The organism is Tateyamaria omphalii (assembly GCF_019802125.1).
GTDB classification, from domain to species: domain Bacteria; phylum Pseudomonadota; class Alphaproteobacteria; order Rhodobacterales; family Rhodobacteraceae; genus Tateyamaria; species Tateyamaria omphalii_B.
Genome location: NZ_JAHVHT010000002.1, coordinates 155,687 through 175,954, shown reverse-complemented (window position 1 = coordinate 175,954; position 20,268 = coordinate 155,687). Strand labels below are relative to the sequence as shown.

Below are 20,268 nucleotides of genomic sequence, written 5' to 3'. Positions count from 1 at the left end.
CCCGAAACTGCATGTTTTGCATGTACGGATATGGGGTGAAATAGGGGTGCTTTCCAGAAAACGCGAAGTTTCGCCCGGAAACTGCATATTTCCGGATCGCAGATCATGGCTGTGGCCTTAACCTTTTGGCAAGGATCGCTTGGCCGTTCATCTTGGTAAAGAATTGATAAATGGCGGGGCGGCACAGGCAGGCGGATGGGTGGTCATTTCATCTTGCCGCTCCGGAATGCGGAGGTTTGGACCGACATGTGCATGCCTTGAACCGGGCGTGGTTATGGATGGTTCGGGTGACGACCAATGACGGGCTGTGCTAGGTTTCTCCACCCTCCGCTGGTGTGGAAGATCTGGCCCTGAGCCGGGTGTCTCGATAACCGTTCGCCGCCACGGATGCGCATAGCTGTTTCCATTGACAACCAACACACGCTCCGCGGACCTGTTCGGCTGCATATGACGCGCGCAACTGGGCAAGCTGCGCCGCGCCGAGCGTCATTTTTTCACCAGCCACAACCTCGCTTTCAAGAGCGGATGCGACCTCTGCTTGTGCGATCCGGTCGCGCCATCGGACACGATCCGTCAGACAGTGCCCGTCCCCCCCTTCGAGAAGGGGGGCACAGATGTCGTCCGGTCCTTCGACGATCAGTACATCCTCACCATTGCCGAGACGCGCGGCAATCCTGTTGAGGTTGGCAACGAAGTCCGGGTTGTAGCCTTTGCCGACATAGGTCAGCACGCACAGCAGATGGTGCGCGCGCAGGCGGACCGTCACGAACCGGGCGCGCGTTTGACCCTTTTTGCGATCCCGAACAGGATCATCGCGCCGAGTGCGGATTTCAGGACGCCTCCGACGATGAAGGGCAGCACGCCGCTGGTGATCGAGGCTTCGACACCGATCAGAACCGCCAGCCATGCGGCGCCCACAACGAGGCAAAGCGCATTGCCCGCCAGCATCGCGGCAAAGGCGAGACCCAGCCGATGGCCGTTCCAGCCACGTTCCACGAGCCAGCCCGTCAGCGCACCCGCAATGACAAACGCGAAAAGGTAGCCGCCGGTCGGGCCGATGAAATGATGTGCACCTGCCGCACCGCCGGCCAGCACGGGAAGGCCAAGTGCCCCCTGACCAAGCCAGGCGATGATGGTCGCGGCGCCCAATCGCCACCCGTAAAGCGCGCCGATCAGTGTCACCGCGAAGGTTTGCATGGTCACCGGCACCGGGACCATTGGCACTTCGATATAGGACGACAGCGCAAGGAACAGCGTGCCGCAGATCACAAATGTGACCTTCCAAAGAGACGACATTTCGCCGATCCCGATGGGATTGACGACGGAATTTGAGGATGGGGACAAGGGCATGGCTCTTCTGTGTTGGAATGTGATCGAGGACGCGTGTGACCAGAGTACTGTGGCCGACCGAATTTCCGTTGGAAAGCGGTCGAAGACTGGCGGCGTTCGGTGTCGGCTGATACCTGCCGAAAGCGTGCGCGTGTTCCAAGGACGGCGGCGCACGCCTGCCATGTGCTTTGCATCGCCTGCCGGTTCTTGGAATGGTTGCCACTGACGGATATGCCGACATGTCTACGAACGTGATGCAACAGACGGATCGCGGGGGATGTACAGATGGAGTTTGATGAAGATCGCGTGCGGGTTGCTCTTGAAACGGCCTGGTCATTGGACACTGCAAAGCAATGGTCGAAAGAGAACCCGGCAAACGGTCAATGCAATGTCACGAGTGCCGTGATCCATGACCTGTTCGGTGGGGAGGTTCTGCGTACGCGCTATCCGGGGGTTTGGCACTACTACAATCGCATCGGTGGTCGGCGCTGTGATTTGACCGATAGCCAATTCGTCCGGCCGGATGCGCGTTTTGCTGCGCCGGACCCGTATGAGGACGAACTGTCAGACCGTGATGCCGCGATGGATGGTATCCCGCAGCGTGAATATGATGCGTTGAAAGCCGCGCTTCTCGATCAGCTGTCGTGACGGGAACGATGGTGCGCTGCTTCGCCGTGCCGGACATTGCCCGGGCGGTCGCGTCGACGCTGATCGGGATGATTGGCGTGATCCGCAAGGCGTGCGCCGTGGTTTTTGTAGCGCGTTCAGGCGTGTTGGCACGGCTCTTGAATTTATGCGCGGCCCGCGCAAGTGTGGTTACATGACGCTTCAGACGCCGCCCCCGTCCAACCTTCGCGAAATGCCGAGCCCGCAGGTGGCTTTTCACAGGACGGAGCTGTCCGTGATCCTGTCGCTGTACGGGCGCATGGTGGCGGCAGGTGAGTGGCGGGATTACGGGATTTCCTGTTTGCGCGATGTGGCCGTGTTTTCGGTGTTTCGGCGGACGGCGGAGAACCCGATCTATCGGATCGAGAAGCGGCCCAAGCTGCGTGGGAAGCAGGGGATGTATGCCGTCATCGGGATGGACGGGCAGGTGTTGCGCCGGGGGCAGGACCTGAAGACCGTATTGCGGGTGTTGGAGCGGAAGCTGATCCGGGCTGTTGAGTGAGTGCGCGCCTGACGGCGCACGCGATTCATTTTTTCTGACGAGGGGGCTGTCTGCCCCCTCGAGCTCCCCCGAGGATTTTTTTGAAACAGGGAAGTTAAGGACGTCTGTGGCTCGTGATGTCGCCGTCGCCGCTGGCTTCGATGCGTTCTATGGCGGGGGCGATGGGTTCTTCGACCGTCGTCATGTGGGTCGCGTTGGCGTGGATCATGTGGGTGGGGCTGGTGACGAGGGCCACGTGCCCTTTCCAGAACAGCAGGTCGCCCGGTTGGTAGGGGCCGGTCGCCTCCTTGAACGCCGCTTCCTGTTGGTCGCTGTCGCCGGGGCAGGAAATGCCTGCCGTCGTGAGCGCGATCTGGACAAGCCCGGAGCAGTCGATGCCCGCCCGTGTGTTGCCGCCCCAGAGGTACGGCGTGCCTAGGAAGAGCCGCGCCGTTTCGATTGGGTTTGCCGTATAGGGCAGGGGCGACAGGTTGGCTTTGGGCACGTGGCCGTGGTTGGTTTCGATATAGTCCGCAGTTTCAGACAGGGCGGTCAGTTTGGTGCCGAAAGTCAGTGTGGCTGTGTCCGGTGATTTGAAGGTCGCGCGGTCGTAGCTGTGTGCTGAGGGTGTCGTGACCATATGGGTTGGCTCGGTCACCGGGCCGACGGCGCTGGCCGGGACGAAGCCGACATAGCCATCGAGATCGGCGCGGACATAGGCGTGTCCGTCCGCTTGTCCGAGCACCGTGACATTTGCCCCTGCAATCAATTGCCGATCGCGCGGGCCGTTGGGCGCGCGGAGCAGGTCGACATGTGGGGCCGTGATCTGGCCTGGGGCCGTGCCGTCAACCAGATGTGGGTCGGGTGTGGTGCGCCGGTCCGTCATAGGTTCAGTATCTTTGGCAGCGCATCGAGCAGCGCGCGGGTGCCTTGGCCGACGCCGCCCTTGGGACGGGCCGGGGCGCTGGTGGGTTGCCAGCCGTAGATGTCGAAATGGATGTAGGGTGTGTTCTCGACAAAGCGGCGCAGGAACAGGGCGGCGGTGATGGAGCCCGCAAATCCGCCCTTGGGCGCGTTGTCGAGGTCCGCGATGGTGGGTTCGATCATGGATTCGTAAGGCGCGTGGAAGGGCATGCGCCAGACCGGGTCGGCTGTGGTGGTTGCTGCCTCTTCAAGCGCGGCGGACAGGGGCGCGTCATCGGTGTAGTAGGGCGCGAGGTCGGGGCCGACGGCGACGCGGGCCGCACCCGTGAGTGTGGCCATGGAGATGATGAGGTCCGGTGTGTCCTCGTCCGCGAGAGCCAGCGCGTCGGCGAGCACCAGTCGCCCTTCGGCGTCCGTGTTGTTGATTTCGACCGTCAACCCCTTGCGGCTGGTCAGGATGTCCTGCGGGCGGAAGGCGTTGCCGGAGACGCTGTTTTCGACCGCCGGGATCAGGACGCGGAGTTGGATTGATAGCCCGGTCGCCATGATCATGTGCGCGAGGCCGAGGACAGCGGCGGATCCGCCCATGTCCTTTTTCATCAGGCCCATCGATGCGCCGGGTTTGAGGTTGAGGCCACCGGTGTCAAAGCAGACCCCCTTGCCCACCAGCGTGAGTTTCGGACCGTTGTCGCCCCATGTCATGTCGATCAGTCGGGGCACACGGTCTGCGGCGCGGCCCACGGTGTGGATCATCGGGAAATTCCGGGTCAGCAGGTCGTCGCCCGTGATGACCGTGATACGCGCGCTGTGTGTCTCGGCCAGATCGCGTGCCGCCTGTTCGAGGTCGGGTGGCCCCATGTCGGAGGCCGGGGTGTTGATGAGTGTGCGGGTCAGCGCCTCGCCCCCGGCGATGGCTTCGACGCGTGCGGCGTCGATGCCGTCGGGTGCGACTAGGCGCGCGCCCATCGGGGATTGATCCTTGTACCGATCAAAGCGGTAGGTGGCGAGCAGCCATCCCAATGCTTCGGTTTGCAGCTGGTCGGCAGGCAGTTCCGAGACGAGCCTGTAGGTGCCCTTGGGCAGTTTTGCAGCTGCCGCAGCCGCGTGAAAGCGTCCGCGTCCGCGGGTGGTTTCGTTGCCGTAGCCGATCACCGCCCGGTCCCCGCCGGGCAGCAGCAGGGCTTGGCCGATGGCGGCGGTAAAACCGTGCGTCTCGACCCAGGCCCGCACATCTTCGGGCTGTTCGGCCAGCCAGTCCGACAGGGCGCTGTCCGACAGTAGGTGAGCGGACCGCGTGGTATCGTCCGGTGTGGCAAAGCTGAGCGTCATGGCGGCAAGGGTCCTGCAGGGTCTGTTGTGGCAGACCGTAGGACACACACGCATAAATGGCACCCCACCGACATTCATTTCGGCGGATTGGTGTGGCGCGCGTGCCGTAGACTGTCGCGCGGCGGAGCATATGCGCCCTAGATCTGGATGTCTTGCAAGTCCCAGATCGCCGTCAGCGATCCCTCACCGGTGCGCAGCAGGCGTCCGAGCGTTGCGGCAAGTGCCACCTGATCACGTGTTTCGGTGCACTGCACGACATCCTTGGCCACGTTCGCCAGTACATCCATGCCGATCTGGTCGGCAATCGCGATCAGCGACTTGGCGGAGCGGCGCAGTTCGTCCAGTTCGCCCTTGCGGTAGACCCGGTCGCAATGGGCCATGCGCAGCGCCAGTTCCTCCATCGCGCGGCAGACGACATCCTCGGCATTGACCGGGTCCATCTCGCCATAGAGCGCATGAAGGCGGTCGTGATTGACCTGCACGGACTCGTGCAGTTGAATTTGCGTTACTGTTGACAAAACGTCACCTCTACTCACCCAAAAGTATCCCGCCCCCACGGCTGTTATCAGGCTTAGGTCACAGACTGTTCCCAAATCGTTATGCGCGGCCTGTCTTTTCGCTCGAATTTGTTGCGAATTGGGGGTAATCACCGCCCCCAACAGACGTGGGACAGACGCATCGGGGACGCATATGCACAGGATGAAGCCGCTTCCGAGCTTTCTTTTGCAACGCTATCAAGGGTGGAAGGCGACGACCTATGCCGAGAACGGCGCATGGTACAAACGCCTTGCGACCGAGGGGCAGCGGCCCCGCGCGATGATCATTTCCTGCTGTGACAGCCGGGTGAACGTCACGTCGATCTTTGGTGCCGATCAGGGCGAGTTTTTCATCCACCGCAATATCGCGAATCTCGTGCCGCCGTTCGAGCCGGATGGTGAGCATCACGGCACCTCTGCGGCAGTCGAATACGCCGTCAACGTGTTGCAGGTGGCCCATCTTGTCGTGCTGGGCCATTCCCGCTGTGGCGGCGTGCAGGGCTGCATCGACATGTGCGAGGGCCGTGCGCCGGACCTGGAAGAGAAGGGCAGCTTCGTGGGCCGCTGGATGGATATCCTGCGTCCGAAATTCCCCGAAGTGGCCGACATGAAGACCCCCGAGGACAAGGCCGAGCGGCTGGAACAGCTGGCTGTCGTCACCTCGATGGAGAACCTGATGACCTTCCCCTTTGTCGAAGAGCGGGTGAACAATGGTTCGCTCAGCATCCATGGGCTGTGGACTGACATTGCCGAGGGTGGCCTGAAGCAATTCATGGGCAAGACGCTTGATTTCCAACCGGTTTAAGCCGGAGTACCCGAGGGGACAGATTTGGATCAGATCCTGAGCCTTGCGGCGACAAACCTGCTGTCGCCCATCATCCTGAGTTTCGCGCTTGGCGTGGCCGCGTCGCTGGCCCGGTCGGACCTGAACATTCCCGAGGCGGTCGCCAAGGGGATGTCGATTTACCTGCTTTTCGCCATCGGGTTCAAAGGCGGGGTCAGCGTGGCCGATCACGGGATCGACGGGACGCTTGCGGCGTCGTTGCTGGCGGGGATCGCTTTGTCGGCGGCGTTGCCGATCGTGGCCTTTGGCCTGTTGCAGGTGATGGGCAACCTGAGCCGGTTGGATGCGGCCGCCGTGGCAGCGCATTACGGCTCGATTTCGATCGTGACATTCGTGGCGGCCACCTCGGTTCTGGAGAGCAGCGGGATTGCGTCCGAAGGCTACATGGTGGCCGTGGCTGCGGCGATGGAAGCGCCCGCAATCCTGTCGGCGTTGTGGCTGATCTCGCGTGGCGGGGACAGCCGCAGGATGGACCCCGAGCTGATGCGGGAGATCCTGCTCAATGGCTCTATCGTCTTGCTGGTGGGCAGTTTTGTCATTGGCTGGATCACCGGAACCGACGGGTTGGAGAAGATCGAAGCGTTCATCGTGTCGCCGTTTCAGGGTGTGCTGTGCCTGTTCCTGCTGGACATGGGGCTGGTTGCCGGTCGGGGCCTGCGTGGCGGGTCGGGTGTGCTCCGCCCCGGTGTGCTGACCTTTGGCATGGTGATGCCGCTGGTGGGGGCGACGTTCGGGTGTATCGCTGGCCTGCTTCTGGGCGTCAGCACGGGCGGTGTGGCGCTGTTCATGGTGCTTTCGGCGTCGGCCAGCTATATTGCGGTGCCTGCCGCGATGCGCGTGGCCCTGCCCGAGGCGAACCCGTCGATCTACCTGACCCTGTCGCTGGGGGTCACGTTCCCATTCAACCTGACGCTGGGCATTCCGATCTACGTCGCCGTCGCCAGCGCGCTGACCGGAGGATAAGCGCATGAAGACCCACAAGGCGAAACGTGTTGCCATCATCATCGAACAGGTGATGCAGAGCCGTCTGACCGATGCCATGGAAAAGGCAGGCGTGACCGGCTGGACCGTGCTGCCCGTGCTGGGCGGGTCCGGCGATTCCGGCACCTGGAGCCGTGAGGGGCAGGTCAGCCGGGGCACCGGGATGGTGCAGGTGATTTGCGTCATCAAGCCCGAGCGGTTGGACCCCCTGCTTGAGGCGGCCTTTGCCGTGGTGGAGCGGCACATCGGGATTGTCACCGTGGGCGATTGCGAAGTTCTGCGGGCGGAACGGTTCTAGGCACGGCACGAAAAAAGGGCGGCGCCTCCCACCGGATGCGCCGCCCAGACCACTCGTTACCCCACAGATCCGCGCGTCACTCACCCCATTCACTGGTTCCTTCTCCGCGCGGATATTGCTGGCATGTGCCGATCTTTCATCTGCGTGTGCAGGACATGCGCACCGGTCCGAAACACCCGATGGTCCGGGCGCGCTGTCGCGGGATGAAAGGTGGCATTCTGCCGTATTCAGGGCGTGTGTGCCTGCTGCTGCGCCCTGCCGGTCGGTGCGCTGACATGCGCATTGGTCCGTCCGGTAAGACGTGTATGACAGGTCGAAATTACTAATATCTTGCGCTGAAAGGCCCAGATTTAACGAAGTGATGAATCCCAGGATTCACCTTGCAAGATCAAACCCTTACCGGGCTGAACCAGTTAGATAAACTTGGATTTATCGGTGTCAGAGGGGCATTGACCGCGTTCTGCGCACCCCAGTGTTAGGACAGTGGAAACCACGTTCGACAGGAATCGGTTACCGCAGCACCTTGCCTTCCGGCCAGGTCAGTTGGGTTTCGATGTTGATGGTCTGGCTGTCTCCGGCGTCCAGCGACAATTGCCATTCCAGAATGCCGCGTTGGTCGTCCACCGCCTGCACGTCCGGGCGCGGTGTCGCGGTCCAGTCTATGACCAGGTCCTCCTGCTCGGAAAACGGCACGGCGTCGCGCACGGATATGTCCCATGTGCGGTCGGTCAGGTTCTCGACCTCGATCCGGATGTTTTCCGTCTCTTCATTGGAGCGGGTGATGATCCCGCGATCCCCTTCGTTGCGGCCCAGAACGGTGCGGGTCAGGCGCAGCCCGTCGATGCGGCCAAAGAACAGCTCGGTCTCGGCATTCGGCGGCAGGGCGTCGATGCTGGCTTGCCCGACAAGCTGGCCGTCAACAGAAAGGGTGGCACGCCCGGGCAACAGAATCTCGGGCGTCGTGTTGGTGATTTGGGCCAGACGGAAGGCGGTGTCGTCAAAGCGGGGGATGGCGCGGGCGCTGAGCGTTGCTGCCATGTCGAGTGTATCCAGCGCGATCTCAAGCTCTTCGCTTTGTGCGCGGATGGTGACGGGTGTGGGCAGGGTATGGGAGACGCCGATGCCGTCGAAATTGGCGGCTGCGACCTCTTCCACGATCACGGGTGCTTCTATGATGGGTTCGGCCATGCCCATGGCGCTGTCGGCCTGCAGACGTGACAGTTCGCGTTTCTGGGCCACGGGGTCTTCGATCCGGCGGAGTTGCGGCCAGAGGCGGCTGGGTTCGGATTGGGCGAGGGGATCCAGTGTGGAGAGCGTCAATTGGATGTCTGTCCAATCCTCGGCCGTGAATTGGGTGACGAGGGCGCTGCGCGCGATGGACAGCGCTGTTTCGTCTACCAAGTCAAAGGCATAGGACGGTGCCCATGCGACACCGTCTGTAAGATAAGACAGGTCGAGCGTGGCTTCGACAGGTTCCGTGACAGTGACGTTCAGCGCCAGCGTGGCGGGTGCGGTGTTTGTGGGTGTTGCTGCATCGAGCGCGGCCTGCGCCTGCGCGACGGCAAATTCCAGATCGGGACGGTCGCGGCGCAGTTGTCGCGCCTCCGATTCGGCGGTGCGCATGGCGGCGCGGGCGGCGGTGCCGTCGCTTGCGATCAAATGGCCGATGGCTCGAAGCGTGTCCACATTTGTAGCGGCATCGTCGGGGACTGTCAGGCCGTTCAGGAACAGGACTTGATCCTGGGCGGCTTGAGCCGAGGCCAGCGTCAGCGCAATCCGGTCATCGAGTGCGGCCAAGGCTTCGGTCGCGGTGTCCAGTGCATCTTTGGCAGTCAGCCATTCGGGCGTGCGGGGTGCACGGTAAGGCGTGTCGGGCCGTTGTGTCCAACTCCGGGCCGTGATCGTCGCGCCGGTCAGGCCGATATTCATCGCATCAAGCGACAGGTCTGGATCCATGTCGCGCAGTTCGATCGTGTGCTGGCCTGCGGGCAGCTCGAACGTCGCGGTGCGGGACACCAATGCCCCTTGGGCATAGACCGTCGCGGCCACGGGTGGGGCCTGCACCACTATGGTGTCAGCAAGGGCGGGCAGGGGCATGATGGCGAGGATCAGGGCAAGGCGCATTGGGGCATCTTTCGTTGGATGCCCATAGTCTGCACCGCGTGGCCCAAAAGAAAAGGGGCCGATTGGCCCCTTGTTCCCCGCGATATGCGGTTTGGCCTTAGCCCTTTTTCAGAACCCGCTGGCCCAGCACCTCGGCAATCTGCACGGCGTTCAGGGCGGCGCCCTTGCGCAGGTTGTCCGACACGCACCAGAAGTTCAGGCCGTTGTCGATTGTGCTGTCCTGACGGATGCGGCTGATGAACGTGGCAAAGTCACCCACGCACTCGATCGGCGTGACGTAGCCGCCGTCCTCGCGCTTGTCGATCACCATGATACCCGGCGCTTCGCGCAGGATGTCGCGCGCTTCGTCCTCGTCCAGGAAGTCTTCGGTCTCGATGTTGATCGATTCCGAGTGGCCGACGAACACGGGCACGCGCACGCAGGTGGCCGTGACCTTGATCGACGGGTCGACGATCTTTTTCGTCTCGGCGACCATCTTCCACTCTTCCTTGGTCGAGCCGTCGTCCATGAAGACGTCGATATGCGGGATCACGTTGAAGGCGATCTGCTTCTGGAACTTCTTGGGCTCAACCTCGGACGTGGGGTTGTAGACCGCCTTGGTCTGGTCCCAGAGCTCGTCCATCCCTTCCTTGCCCGCGCCGGACACGGATTGGTAGGTCGAAACCACCACGCGCTTGATCTTTGCCCGGTCGTGCAGCGGCTTGAGCGCCACGACCATTTGCGCGGTCGAGCAGTTGGGGTTGGCGATGATGTTCTTCTTCGCATATCCCTCGATCGCGTCGGCGTTCACCTCAGGCACGATCAGTGGCACATCGGGGTCGTAACGGTAGAGCGACGAGTTATCGATGACCACGCAACCGGCCTTGGCCGCGACGGGCGCGTATTTCTTGGTCGCATCCGAGCCGATGGCGAAAAGCGCCATGTCCCAGCCCGTGAAGTCGAATGTGTCGAGGTCCTTTGTCGTCAGTGTCTGATCCCCGAAGGACACTTCCGTGCCCAGCGAACGGCGGCTTGCCAGAACGGCCAGCTCGTCCACGGGAAACTGGCGCTCGGCCAGGATGTTCAGCATTTCGCGGCCCACATTGCCGGTGGCGCCTGCGACGACGACACGATACCCCATAATAGACTCCTTTTCGGGTAGGTGCGTGGCCCTTACACCCAATGTCTGCTGGGGGAAAGGGCGTCAGTCGGTGGAGTCACGGCTAAGTGCGTAGATGGCCACACCTATCGCAAGTGCAATGGCGAAAAAGCCGAAGATCGCGATGTAGGGGGCTGTTGGGTCGCTGCCTGCGGTCGCCGTGTGGATGCGGCCCGAGATGGTTTGCATGACGCCCACGCCGCCGATTCCAAAGAGGTTCATCAGTGTCACGCCGCGCCCCGTAAGGTGCGGGGGGAAGAAGCTGCGCGCGTGGGCGATGATCACCGGGAAGGACGCGCCGAGCGCGCCGATGGCTGCAAAGAGCGCGATGGAGGTCCAGGGGCCTGCGTCGATCCAGAAGATGACGAGCGCGAGGGCGACTATGGTGAGCGCGTTGCCGGTGAACACGACCCATTTGCGTGTGCCGAAGATCCGGTCGAGCGGGCCATAGGCGATGGTGCCGACGATCATGGCGAGGCTCATCACCAGTGTCGCGATGCCGATTTGGGCGGTCTTCTGGTCGAAGACGTCGCGCAGGTATGGCCCGATCCAGAGGCCACGTACGGCGGCGACGGGCGCGTAGTTCACGAACATGATCGGGATGATGAACCACAGGACCGGCATACGCAGGAGGTCGAAGAGGGACCCTTTGCCCGCCTCTTCCGCCTTGGCCGGGTCGCGGACGGACAGCAGGACGCCGAGGGCGACGGTGGCGGAGATTGCCGAGAGCGCCCACATCGTGTTGCGCCATCCGATGGTGTCGACGGCGAAGGCGGTGGGGTAGCTGGAGATCAGATTACCGATGGTGCCGATGCCGATCATCAGGGCGGCGAGTGTGGCGAAGCGGGCCGGGTCAAATTCGCGCGCGAAGATGTAGAAGCTGGCCATCAGGACGGGTGAGCAACCGATGCCGATCAGGGCCATGGCGGCGTGGATGTAGATTGGGCCTTGGGCCACGGCAAAGAGAGCGGCACCGCCTGCGCCCCCGATCAGGAACAGCCAGCCACCCGTGCGACGCGGGCCGAGCGTGTCGAGTGCTTTGCCCACGGGCAGTTGCATCAGCGCGAAGGCAAGGAACCAGTAGCCGGACGCTGTGGCAAGCACGTCGGGGGTGATGCCCAATTCGGCCTCCAGCGGGCCGGTCAGAACGGCCAGGAAGGCGCGAAAGAACTGGCTCAGCACATAGGCCAGCGCCAGTAGGATCAGTCCGGTTTGCATGGGGTCCTCACTCCTGCCGCTTGCGTGGCATGGGGGGCGGGGAGGTGCAAGGCGCATTGTGATGGGGCGGGCCCGTGCTAGGGTCGGGGTGAAGAGGTACAAGATGTTTTATGACGACCTGCCGCGATTGACGGTGTTCGGGGATGTGGCGGATTTGAGCCACTACACGCCCTTGCCCGATGATTGGGTGGTCGGTGTGTCCGACATTGTCGGGTCAACCGATGCGGTGGCAGCAGGCAAGTACAAGACGGTAAACATGATCGGGGCGGCGGTGATTTCGGCCCAGATCAACGCAGCCGGAGGCCGGGCTTTTCCCTATGTGTTTGGTGGTGATGGCGCGGCTTTTGCCCATCCGCCGGAGTTCGCGGCAGAGGCGGCGCAGGCACTGGGCGCTGTTCAGGTCTGGGCGCAGGCGGAGTTTGGGATGGGCCTGCGCGTGGGGCTTTTCACTGTCGCTGACATTCGTGCTGCCGGGCCGGAGGTGGCCGTTGCGCGCTACGCTGTGTCTGACGGGGTGGACTATGCCATGTTCGCGGGCGGTGGTGTCAGTTGGGCGGAGGCGCATATGAAGGCCGGGGTTGAGACTGTGCCGCCTGTCCCCGCGGGGACACAGCCGGACCTGACGGGGCTGAGCTGCCGCTGGAGCCATATGAAGGCGCGGAACGGGACGATCCTGTCGTTGCTGTTATCGCCGGAAGAGGGTGCCGATACCGCGCGCTTTGGCGCGGTTGTGGAGGCGGTGCTGGCCGAAGTGGCGCATCTGGAACGGGGTGGACACCCCGCGCCGCCCGAGGGGCCGGGCACGGGCTGGCCGCCGGTGGGTGCGACGCTCGAGGCCCATGCGAGCCATGGCGGCAAGGGGGTGAAGTCGCGCAAGCGTCAAGTGCTGTTCGAGACGTTGATCGCGTGGGTTCTGATCAAGACCGGGATCAAGCTGGGCGGGTTTGATCCCACGCATTATCGCAAGACCGTGGGCGACAATGCCGATTTTCGGAAGTTCGATGACGGGTTGAAGATGACGGTGGATTGCGATGCAGGCACGGTGTCGCGCCTGCGCGCCGTGCTGGACAAGGCGCGCGCGGACGGTGTGGCGCGCTATGGGATGCACACGCAGGATGAGGCGATGATGACCTGTATCGTGCCGTCGATCATGGACGACACGCATGTGCATTTCATCGATGGGGCTGCTGGTGGGTATACGCAGGCGTCTGTCGGGCTGAAGTCCGGATAAACGCGACCCGTAAGGCGGAGGTGTCCTCCGCCTATCTCACCCAACGCTGCGCCAGCTCCCGCAGGCTTTTGGCGAGAATCAGCAGGTCTAGGCCGGTCGCCACGAAGCGGGCGCCCCAGTCGAGCGCGTCTTGGGTGAACTCCGGCGTTGTGGCGAGGATGCCGGGGGCTTTGCCCGCGGCTTCGATGCAGGCGATGGCGCCCTTGATCGTGGCCTGCACCTCTGGGTGCGTGAGTTGGCCCATATATCCCATGTCTGCGGAGAGGTCCGCCGGACCGATGAAGACGCCGTCGATGCCGTCCACGGCGAGGATGTCGTCGAGATTGGCGATTCCCGCACGGTTTTCCACCTGGATGAGCAGGCAGATTTGGTCGTCGGCTGTTGGGCCGTAATCCGTGATCGCCCCGAACCGGCTGCACCGTGCGCCGGAATAGCCGACGCCGCGCCCGCCTGTGGGTGGGTAGCGGACGTCATGGACCAGTTGCTGTGCCTGTTCCGCCGTTTCGACCATGGGGACCAGCACCGTTTGTGCGCCCGCGTCGAGCACCTGTTTGATGATCCAGGTCTCGCCCACGGGCACCCGCACTGCCGCGTGGCTGTCGGACGCCTCGAGTGCCATAAGCTGCATCCGCATGCGCGAGATGTCGTAAGGCGTGTGTTCGCCGTCGATCAGCAGCCAGTCGAAGCCCGCCGTGCCCGCGATCTCGGTGGCGAGCGGGTCGCCGAGTGACAGCCAGCAGCCGATGACGGTCTCGCCGTTCTTGATCGCGGCCTTGAACGGGTTGGTGGGGGCGGGCATGGGCGGTCTCCTTTGTCTGGTCGCACCCTAGACCTGTGGTTGCGCTGGTGGCTACTGGTGAAATGCGGCGCCTGTGCGCCACGCGATTTTATACATCTGCTTCCAGCAGATGGTGTACTGGGGCTCTGCCCCAGACCCCGAAGTATTTTTGGCCAGAAGAAAGGGTGGGTCAGAGGACTTTGATCACGTCTTTTTCCACGGCCAGCATGTAGCCGCGTCTTGCGATGTTTTTGACCAGAAGCTCGCTGACGATCTGGTTGCCGAGCGTGTCGCGGAGGCGTTTGATGCGGGTCGCACCTGCGGCCTCTTCGCAATCGGCGGCGGAGCGGCCCGAGATCATCCCCTCGATTTCGGAGCCCGACAGTACGTCGTCATCCATGCGTGCTTCGGCCAGGATCGACATTGTTTCCATGGCGGCATCCGTCAGCTTGAAACCGAGGTTGTTGAGGTAGACCGTGTTTTCCTCGCGGCTGATCAGGAGCGAGTTGACCTGGATGCCTGCCCGTTCGATCTGCGCCATGCGGCGGTTGAAACCGACCAGCAGGACGAGGAAGACGAGGGCCGCAATCATCATGCCCGTCGCGAACACCAGCAGGACGAAGATGACAAGACGGTAGCTGGCCAGTGTGTCGGCGAAAGCGGTGCCGGATTGGGCGAGGATCTCCAGTAGCTTGATCTCGGCCTGGCTGGTGAGGTCGGCGTTCTCGATGAACATCCGCTCGACCCTCGCGTCGAAAGCGCCCGCATCGGGGAGGGTGAAGAAGAGGAGTGCGGCGGCCAGGATCAGAAGCACGACGATACCCGCGATCCCGAGGATCACGAGCCGCCCGCCTGCGCGCCGCATGTCAGAAGCGGAGGTAGTATTGTCCTGCACTGGCTTTCCTTTGATCGAGACCTTCGGGACCAAACACGGACTGAACCTGAAGCAATGTCCAGCCTTGTGCGGCAAGTCGTGATCGGAGTTGTCCGGTGGCATTGCCCGCAGTGCAGGCGCCGGACACCTGCGCAACACCGTAGTGCAGGCGCAGGGGGTCGTCCTGTTTTGCCTTGTAATCGGCAAAGCACTGGGCCTGTGCGGTCCCGGCTAATGCCATGATCAAGGCGAGTGTGAGAGTGATCTGTTTCATGGCCCCAACCTGCGCCGGGTGGGCGGGATATTCAATAACGACAGGGGTGTGGGGCCTGCGTTATTCGATAACAGGGGGGCGTTATTGCCTGTCTGAAAGGGGGCGGCCCAGGTTGAGGACAGCACCGGCACACGCCTGGTCTGCCTCGTATCTGTACCCTCTGGAAAGGACGCCTCATGACACTTCGTATTCACCGCCAGTTCATCGGCGCAGTTGCTGCTGCCGCCATTGCCATCACCGGTTTCTCTGCTGCCCCGGCCCGTGCGGGGGAAGATGAGGTTGGCGCCGCTTTGGCCGCGTTGCTGGGTCTGGCGATTGTCGGGGCCGTCATCCATGAGAAGAAGAAGGATCGCAAAAAGCGCCATGCCGTGCATACGCCCGTGCATCCCAAACCCTTGCCCAAGCGGGTGAACCGAAAACTGTTGCCGCAGCAATGTTTGCGCAGCTTCAACACGGACCGCGGACATCGCCGCGTCTTTGGTCAGCGCTGTCTGAACAACCACTACCAGTTTGTTCGCAGCCTGCCCGCTGCCTGCCACCGCGAGTTTTACACCGATCGCGGGTGGCGTCGTGGGTACGGTGCGCGCTGCCTGAACCGTCACGGTTACCAGTTGGCCCGTCGCTAAGAGCGGGCGGATGGGCCATGCCCCCATGGCTCACCTCGGCAGGGGCGGTGTTCGGGCACCGCCCCTTTTTCATTGCGTCGCCTGTCGGCGACACGTGATGTTTGCACTTTCCGCTGGAAAGTGCGTTTTGTGCCTCCGGCGGGGATTTTTTGAACCAGAGAAGAGGACGGTCAGTGCCTGACTTTGAGATCGAAGCGCGGATGGGTGGCCGTGTCGCGGGCGTTGATGAAGTGGGGCGCGGGCCATTGGCTGGGCCCGTGACCGCGGCGGCTGTTGTGCTGGATCCGGATTGCATTCCCGATGGGTTGGACGATTCGAAGAAGCTGACAGCCCGAAAGCGCGAAGCTGTTTGGGATGCCATCCTGGAAAGCGCGGATGTGTCCGTCGCCCATGCGACTGTCTCCGAGATCGAGGAGTTGAACATTTTGCGCGCCTCGCATCTGGCGATGATCCGCGCGCTCGATGGTCTGCGCAATCGTCCCGATCATGCGCTGATTGATGGGACCATGTTGCCGCGTGGCTTGACCTTGCCGGCGACACCGGTGGTGCGCGGCGACGCCCAGTCACTGAGCATCGCGGCGGCCTCAATTGTGGCCAAAATATGTCGCGATCGCATCATGGTGGATTTGGCGCAACAGCATCCCGGATATGGCTGGGAGACGAACATGGGATACCCGTCAAAAAGCCACAGGTTGGCGTTGGAAAATCTTGGGGTGACCCCACACCATAGACGAACCTTCAAACCCGTCCACAAGATGTTGTGACAAGTATTTTTCTTAAGTTGCTGATTCAAAAAAGAAATTGACCGCGAATCGGGTATGACTCATCTTACCTTCAACCAACGAGCGCAAAATGCGCCGGGGACAGAGGCAGACGATGACGAAACATGTAAAGGGCGCCGAGGCGCTTCCCTTGAACCAAATCCTTGCGGGGGATTGCATTGATGTGATGAACAGCCTGCCAGCGGGCAGCGTTGATCTGATCTTTGCCGATCCGCCCTACAACCTGCAATTGAAGGGCGAACTGCATCGCCCCGACAATTCCAAGGTTGATGCGGTGGATGACCACTGGGACCAGTTCAACTCCTTCCGCGCGTATGACGAGTTCACGACCGCCTGGCTGAAGGCTGCGCGCCGTCTGCTGAAGCCCAATGGCGCGATCTGGGTCATTGGCAGCTATCACAACATCTTCCGCGTGGGATCCGCCCTGCAGAACGAAGGCTACTGGATTCTGAACGACGTCGTGTGGCGCAAGTCGAACCCGATGCCGAACTTCCGGGGCAAGCGGTTCACGAACGCCCATGAGACCATGATCTGGGCGGGCAAGTCGGAAAGCAGCAAGTACACCTTCAATTACGAGGCGCTGAAGGCGCTGAACGAAGGCATCCAGATGCGCAGCGATTGGGTGCTGCCCATCTGCACCGGCCACGAGCGGCTGAAGGATGAGGCGGGCGACAAGGCGCACCCGACGCAAAAGCCCGAGAGCCTGCTGCACCGTGTGCTGGTCGGATCTACCAATCCGGGCGACGTGGTGCTGGACCCGTTCTTTGGCACCGGGACCACCGGCGCTGTGGCCAAGATGCTGGGCCGTGAGTTCATTGGGATCGAGCGCGAGGACGCCTATCGCAAGGTGGCTGAGAAGCGGATCGCCAAGGTGCGCAAGTTCGACAAGGAGGCGTTGACCGTCTCCGCGTCCAAACGTGCCCAACCCCGCGTGCCCTTTGGCCAGCTGGTCGAGCGTGGGATGCTGCGCCCGGGCGAGGAGCTGTATTCCATGAACCGCCGTCACAAGGCCAAGGTTCGTGCCGATGGCACATTGATCGGGGACGATATCAAGGGATCGATCCACCAGGTCGGCGCCCATCTGGAAGGCGCCCCCAGCTGCAATGGCTGGACCTATTGGTGCTTCAAGCGCGACGGGCAAACCGTGCCCATCGACGTGCTGCGCCAGCAGATCCGGTCGGAGATGCACGACTAATCCAAGAGACACCGCCAGGTGCCTGCGGCCTTTACCCAAGGCCCATAAGTGGCACTGCACCTATGCCCCGCCTTTTTGGCGGGGCTTTTTTGTTAGGAGTGCTTACATTGCTGCCCAGAGGCCAAGAGGGCGAACACAATGGTGGATGCAAGCAGCGCGTTGCCGATATCGCGACGCACCGATCGTGAAGACGAAATACCGGCGCACCGGCACGCGCAGGAAGCACTGGCCCGCAACAAGCGCGAGGGCATGGACCTGGCGGTAAAGGCGCGCGTCGGGGCGTTGTCCGTCACCGCCGTGATGCTGGTGTTTCTGAACCCGAACTGGGATGTGATCTGGTACCTGTTTTTGCTGTTCTGCCTGGTGCTTGTGGGTCTCGCGCAGCGGCGTGTGGGGCGCGTGGGGCAGTCGCGTGCCGAACTGGCGCTGCTGTTTGCGGACCTGCTTTTGATGACGCTGGCGCTGCTGGTGCCGAACCCGTTGCAGACCGAAGTGATGCCAACGGCGCTCATCTACAATTTCGAGGTATTCCAGTACTTCTTCATTATCCTGGCCGCCGGTGTGCTGACCTATTCCTGGCGCACCATCATTGCCATTGGCAACTGGACCATGGCGATGTGGTTGGCCGGTACGTTGTGCGTCTGGTGGTTTGGTCGGACTTTTCCCGGACTGACCGATGCGGCCAATGCGATGTTCCCGAACCATCCCGACCTTGCCCAACTGTTCGATCCCAATGACGTGAACTGGGACCTGCGGTTTCAGCAGGTCGTCGTGTTTCTGGTGGTCGCCCTGATCCTTGCTGTCGCCGTGCGCCGGTATCAGATGCTCGTCCTCGACAGTGCCGAGATGGCGCGTGAGCGGACGAACCTGGCGCGTTACTTTTCGCCATCCATGGTCGAGGAGTTGTCGACCAAGGATGAGCCACTGGGCCAGATCCGCAGCCATGACGCGGCTGTGCTGTTTGTCGATATCGCGGGCTTCACCGCCTACGCCGATGGCCGTCCGGCTGAAGAGGTGATCGAGACCTTGCGCGCCTTTCACGCAAGGATGGAGAGCGAGGTGTTCGCCCATGGCGGGACCCTCGACAAATATCTGGGCGACGGGTTGATGGCGACCTTTGGCACGCCCCTGCCGTCAGACGACGACGCCGCGCGCGCCGTGGCCTGTGTGCTGGGAATGATGAACCGGATGCGGGCGCTGAACGATGATCGGCGGGCAGATGGTTTGCCCGAAATCGACGCCCGCTTCGGCCTGCATTTCGGGCCTGTCGTGCTGGGCGACATTGGCGCGAACCGCATGGAATTCGCGGTGCTTGGCGACACGGTGAACGTCGCCAACCGGCTTGAGGCGATGACCCGCAGCATGGGTGTTCGAGCCATTGTCAGCGATGCCGCGATGTCAGCGGCAGGCGGCGCAGACGGCTTTCACCGCGTTTCCGATCAGGTTGTGCGCGGCGTGGCCGACCCCTTGTCCGTCTGGGTGATGGACTAGCGCGGCAGCGGGTTGGCGGCCTTGTTGTAGGCTGTCCAGTCCGTGATTTCGGGATAGTACATGTCCCGCCATTTCTGCACGCGCGGGTTCATCACCCGTTTCCAGACCTTTGGCATCATCGCGGCGATGGTCATCACCGGGTAGCCGTAGGGCAGTTGTGGTGCGTCCGCCTCGGTATAGTTTTGCAGAACGGGAAAACGCCGGTCGGGCTTGTAGTGGTGATCGGAATGCCTTTGCAGGTTGATCAGCAGCCAGTTCGACGCCTTGTGCGCCGCGTTCCACGAGTGGCGTGGCTGGACATGTTCGTATTTGCCCTCGCCCAGGTGTTTCCGCGTCAGGCCGTAATGTTCGATGTAGTTCACCAGTTCGAGCTGCCAGATGGCGACGCCCGCTTGCAGGATGAACAGGCCCACGCCCGCCCAGCCGCCAAGGGCAAAGGCCAGCAGGAAACAGACAAGTTGCAGATAGGCGTATTTCCAGAACGGGTTTGAACTGTCGGTTGCGGGCAGGTCCTTGCGCGCAAGCATCGCCTTTTCCGCGTTCCAGGCAGACAGGAAGCATTGTTTCAGCACGCGGGGATAGAAGCTGTAAAAGCTCTCCCCCATCCGCGCCGTTACGGGATCGCGCGGGGTGGCGACATAGCGGTGGTGCACCAGCAGGTGTTCGGACCGGAAGTGGGAATAGAGCACCATAGCCAGGAGAGCATCGGCCAACCAGCGCTCCAGCTTGTTTTTCTGGTGCATCAGCTCGTGGCTGTAGTTGATGCCCACGGTACCGGTGATCACGCCGACGCCGAAGAAGATCGCGAGCTTTTCGACCGTGTTCAGATGGTCCGCAGGGGCCACATAGGCGATCAGGCCAAACAGCATCAGGAATTGCGCGGGCACCCATGCGATGGTGATGGCGCGGTACCAGAACAGGTCGTCATCCGTCGCCTCAAGGTCGGCGTTGTCCGTGTTCAGCCCCACGGCCAAATCGAGGATCGAGAACATGTACCATGTCACCACCGGCAGCAGGATCACGGTCCAGCCGCCGTAGATGGCGGTGATGATCGCCAGCGGGATCAGCAGGAATGACATGGCAAAGGGCAGGGCATTCTGCACCTTGGCGACGGTTTCCGGGGGCAAGGTCATACGGTTGTCTGTCCTC

22 protein-coding genes are annotated in these 20,268 nt (G+C 62.3%); 10 read left to right on the top strand and 12 right to left on the bottom strand.

Translation table 11 applies throughout. The features are described from left to right. Positions 1-310: 310 nt before the first annotated feature. A complete protein-coding gene (locus KUV51_RS09840; RefSeq protein WP_222521963.1) occupies positions 311-766 on the bottom strand; it encodes a DUF1284 domain-containing protein in 456 nt (151 codons plus the stop codon). Next, complete coding sequence (locus KUV51_RS09835; protein WP_261385763.1) at positions 763-1,350, bottom strand: biotin transporter BioY; 588 nt, start codon at positions 1,348-1,350, stop codon at positions 763-765. Before KUV51_RS09835 ends, KUV51_RS09840 begins: the two co-directional genes overlap by 4 nt. Positions 1,351-1,614: 264 nt before the next feature. Between KUV51_RS09835 and KUV51_RS09830 the strand changes: the two genes are divergently transcribed. After that, on the top strand, positions 1,615-1,977 hold the full coding sequence (locus KUV51_RS09830) for a hypothetical protein (protein ID WP_222521462.1): 363 nt from the start codon (positions 1,615-1,617) through the stop codon (positions 1,975-1,977). A gap of 172 nt (positions 1,978-2,149) precedes the next feature. Beyond that, entirely contained in the window at positions 2,150-2,497 is a 348-nt protein-coding gene (locus KUV51_RS09825) for a DUF2794 domain-containing protein (protein ID WP_222521461.1), read from the top strand. A 94-nt stretch (positions 2,498-2,591) separates the two neighbouring features. On the opposite strand, the gene KUV51_RS09820 is transcribed toward KUV51_RS09825, so the two are convergent. The 3 genes from KUV51_RS09820 to KUV51_RS09810 form a co-directional block, all read right to left on the bottom strand. Further along, on the bottom strand, positions 2,592-3,362 hold the full coding sequence (locus KUV51_RS09820; protein WP_222521460.1) for a C40 family peptidase: 771 nt from the start codon (positions 3,360-3,362) through the stop codon (positions 2,592-2,594). Further along, complete coding sequence (locus KUV51_RS09815) at positions 3,359-4,729, bottom strand: leucyl aminopeptidase family protein (RefSeq protein ID WP_222521459.1); 1,371 nt, start codon at positions 4,727-4,729, stop codon at positions 3,359-3,361. Before KUV51_RS09815 ends, KUV51_RS09820 begins: the two co-directional genes overlap by 4 nt. A gap of 137 nt (positions 4,730-4,866) precedes the next feature. After that, positions 4,867-5,211: a hypothetical protein gene (locus KUV51_RS09810; RefSeq protein WP_315898811.1), complete on the bottom strand. Its 345-nt coding sequence runs from the start codon at positions 5,209-5,211 to the stop codon at positions 4,867-4,869. Positions 5,212-5,419: 208 nt separating this feature from the next. On the opposite strand from KUV51_RS09810, the gene KUV51_RS09805 reads away from it, so the two are divergent. From KUV51_RS09805 to KUV51_RS09795, 3 genes are read left to right on the top strand one after another with little or no spacing between them, the layout of a single operon-like run. After that, a complete protein-coding gene (locus tag KUV51_RS09805) occupies positions 5,420-6,070 on the top strand; it encodes a carbonic anhydrase (protein WP_222521458.1) in 651 nt (216 codons plus the stop codon). 24 nt (positions 6,071-6,094) lie between these two features. After that, the gene (locus KUV51_RS09800; RefSeq protein ID WP_222521457.1) at positions 6,095-7,072 is read left to right on the top strand and encodes a sodium-dependent bicarbonate transport family permease; all 978 of its coding nucleotides are present in this window, start codon (positions 6,095-6,097) and stop codon (positions 7,070-7,072) included. Between the two features lie 4 nt (positions 7,073-7,076). After that, positions 7,077-7,388, top strand: coding sequence for a P-II family nitrogen regulator (locus KUV51_RS09795; protein WP_222521456.1), 312 nt, complete (start codon positions 7,077-7,079; stop codon positions 7,386-7,388). A gap of 510 nt (positions 7,389-7,898) precedes the next feature. Here the strand turns inward: KUV51_RS09795 and KUV51_RS09790 are convergent. The 3 genes from KUV51_RS09790 to KUV51_RS09780 form a co-directional block, all read right to left on the bottom strand. Further along, positions 7,899-9,512: a DUF4139 domain-containing protein gene (locus KUV51_RS09790; RefSeq protein WP_222521455.1), complete on the bottom strand. Its 1,614-nt coding sequence runs from the start codon at positions 9,510-9,512 to the stop codon at positions 7,899-7,901. Positions 9,513-9,609: 97 nt separating this feature from the next. Beyond that, positions 9,610-10,632 (bottom strand): aspartate-semialdehyde dehydrogenase, encoded by a 1,023-nt coding sequence (locus tag KUV51_RS09785; protein ID WP_222521454.1) that lies wholly within the window; start codon positions 10,630-10,632, stop codon positions 9,610-9,612. 63 nt (positions 10,633-10,695) lie between these two features. Then, positions 10,696-11,868 (bottom strand): MFS transporter, encoded by a 1,173-nt coding sequence (locus KUV51_RS09780; protein ID WP_222521453.1) that lies wholly within the window; start codon positions 11,866-11,868, stop codon positions 10,696-10,698. Between the two features lie 103 nt (positions 11,869-11,971). On the opposite strand from KUV51_RS09780, the gene KUV51_RS09775 reads away from it, so the two are divergent. Beyond that, the gene (locus KUV51_RS09775; RefSeq protein ID WP_222521452.1) at positions 11,972-13,099 is read left to right on the top strand and encodes a DUF3095 domain-containing protein; all 1,128 of its coding nucleotides are present in this window, start codon (positions 11,972-11,974) and stop codon (positions 13,097-13,099) included. Positions 13,100-13,130: 31 nt separating this feature from the next. Here the strand turns inward: KUV51_RS09775 and KUV51_RS09770 are convergent, their stop codons facing one another. From KUV51_RS09770 to KUV51_RS09760, 3 genes are all read right to left on the bottom strand, one after another. Beyond that, entirely contained in the window at positions 13,131-13,898 is a 768-nt protein-coding gene (locus KUV51_RS09770) for an HpcH/HpaI aldolase family protein (protein ID WP_222521451.1), read from the bottom strand. Positions 13,899-14,067: 169 nt separating this feature from the next. Next, positions 14,068-14,772, bottom strand: a complete 705-nt coding sequence (locus KUV51_RS09765) for a transcriptional regulator (RefSeq protein WP_222521450.1) — start codon at positions 14,770-14,772, stop codon at positions 14,068-14,070. Continuing rightward, positions 14,744-15,025, bottom strand: a complete 282-nt coding sequence (locus tag KUV51_RS09760; RefSeq protein ID WP_222521449.1) for a hypothetical protein — start codon at positions 15,023-15,025, stop codon at positions 14,744-14,746. The genes KUV51_RS09765 and KUV51_RS09760 overlap by 29 nt, the downstream gene beginning before the upstream one ends. A gap of 176 nt (positions 15,026-15,201) precedes the next feature. On the opposite strand from KUV51_RS09760, the gene KUV51_RS09755 reads away from it, so the two are divergent. From KUV51_RS09755 to KUV51_RS09740, 4 genes are all read left to right on the top strand, one after another. Beyond that, positions 15,202-15,651, top strand: a complete 450-nt coding sequence (locus tag KUV51_RS09755; protein ID WP_222521448.1) for a hypothetical protein — start codon at positions 15,202-15,204, stop codon at positions 15,649-15,651. A 200-nt stretch (positions 15,652-15,851) separates the two neighbouring features. After that, positions 15,852-16,415: a ribonuclease HII gene (locus tag KUV51_RS09750; RefSeq protein WP_222521933.1), complete on the top strand. Its 564-nt coding sequence runs from the start codon at positions 15,852-15,854 to the stop codon at positions 16,413-16,415. Positions 16,416-16,527: 112 nt separating this feature from the next. Continuing rightward, on the top strand, positions 16,528-17,628 hold the full coding sequence (locus KUV51_RS09745; RefSeq protein WP_222521447.1) for a site-specific DNA-methyltransferase: 1,101 nt from the start codon (positions 16,528-16,530) through the stop codon (positions 17,626-17,628). Positions 17,629-17,766: 138 nt separating this feature from the next. Then, the gene (locus KUV51_RS09740; RefSeq protein ID WP_222521446.1) at positions 17,767-19,119 is read left to right on the top strand and encodes an adenylate/guanylate cyclase domain-containing protein; all 1,353 of its coding nucleotides are present in this window, start codon (positions 17,767-17,769) and stop codon (positions 19,117-19,119) included. On the opposite strand, the gene KUV51_RS09735 is transcribed toward KUV51_RS09740, so the two are convergent. Beyond that, positions 19,116-20,252, bottom strand: a complete 1,137-nt coding sequence (locus tag KUV51_RS09735) for an alkane 1-monooxygenase (RefSeq protein WP_222521445.1) — start codon at positions 20,250-20,252, stop codon at positions 19,116-19,118. The genes KUV51_RS09740 and KUV51_RS09735 overlap by 4 nt on opposite strands. Positions 20,253-20,268 lie beyond the last annotated feature (16 nt).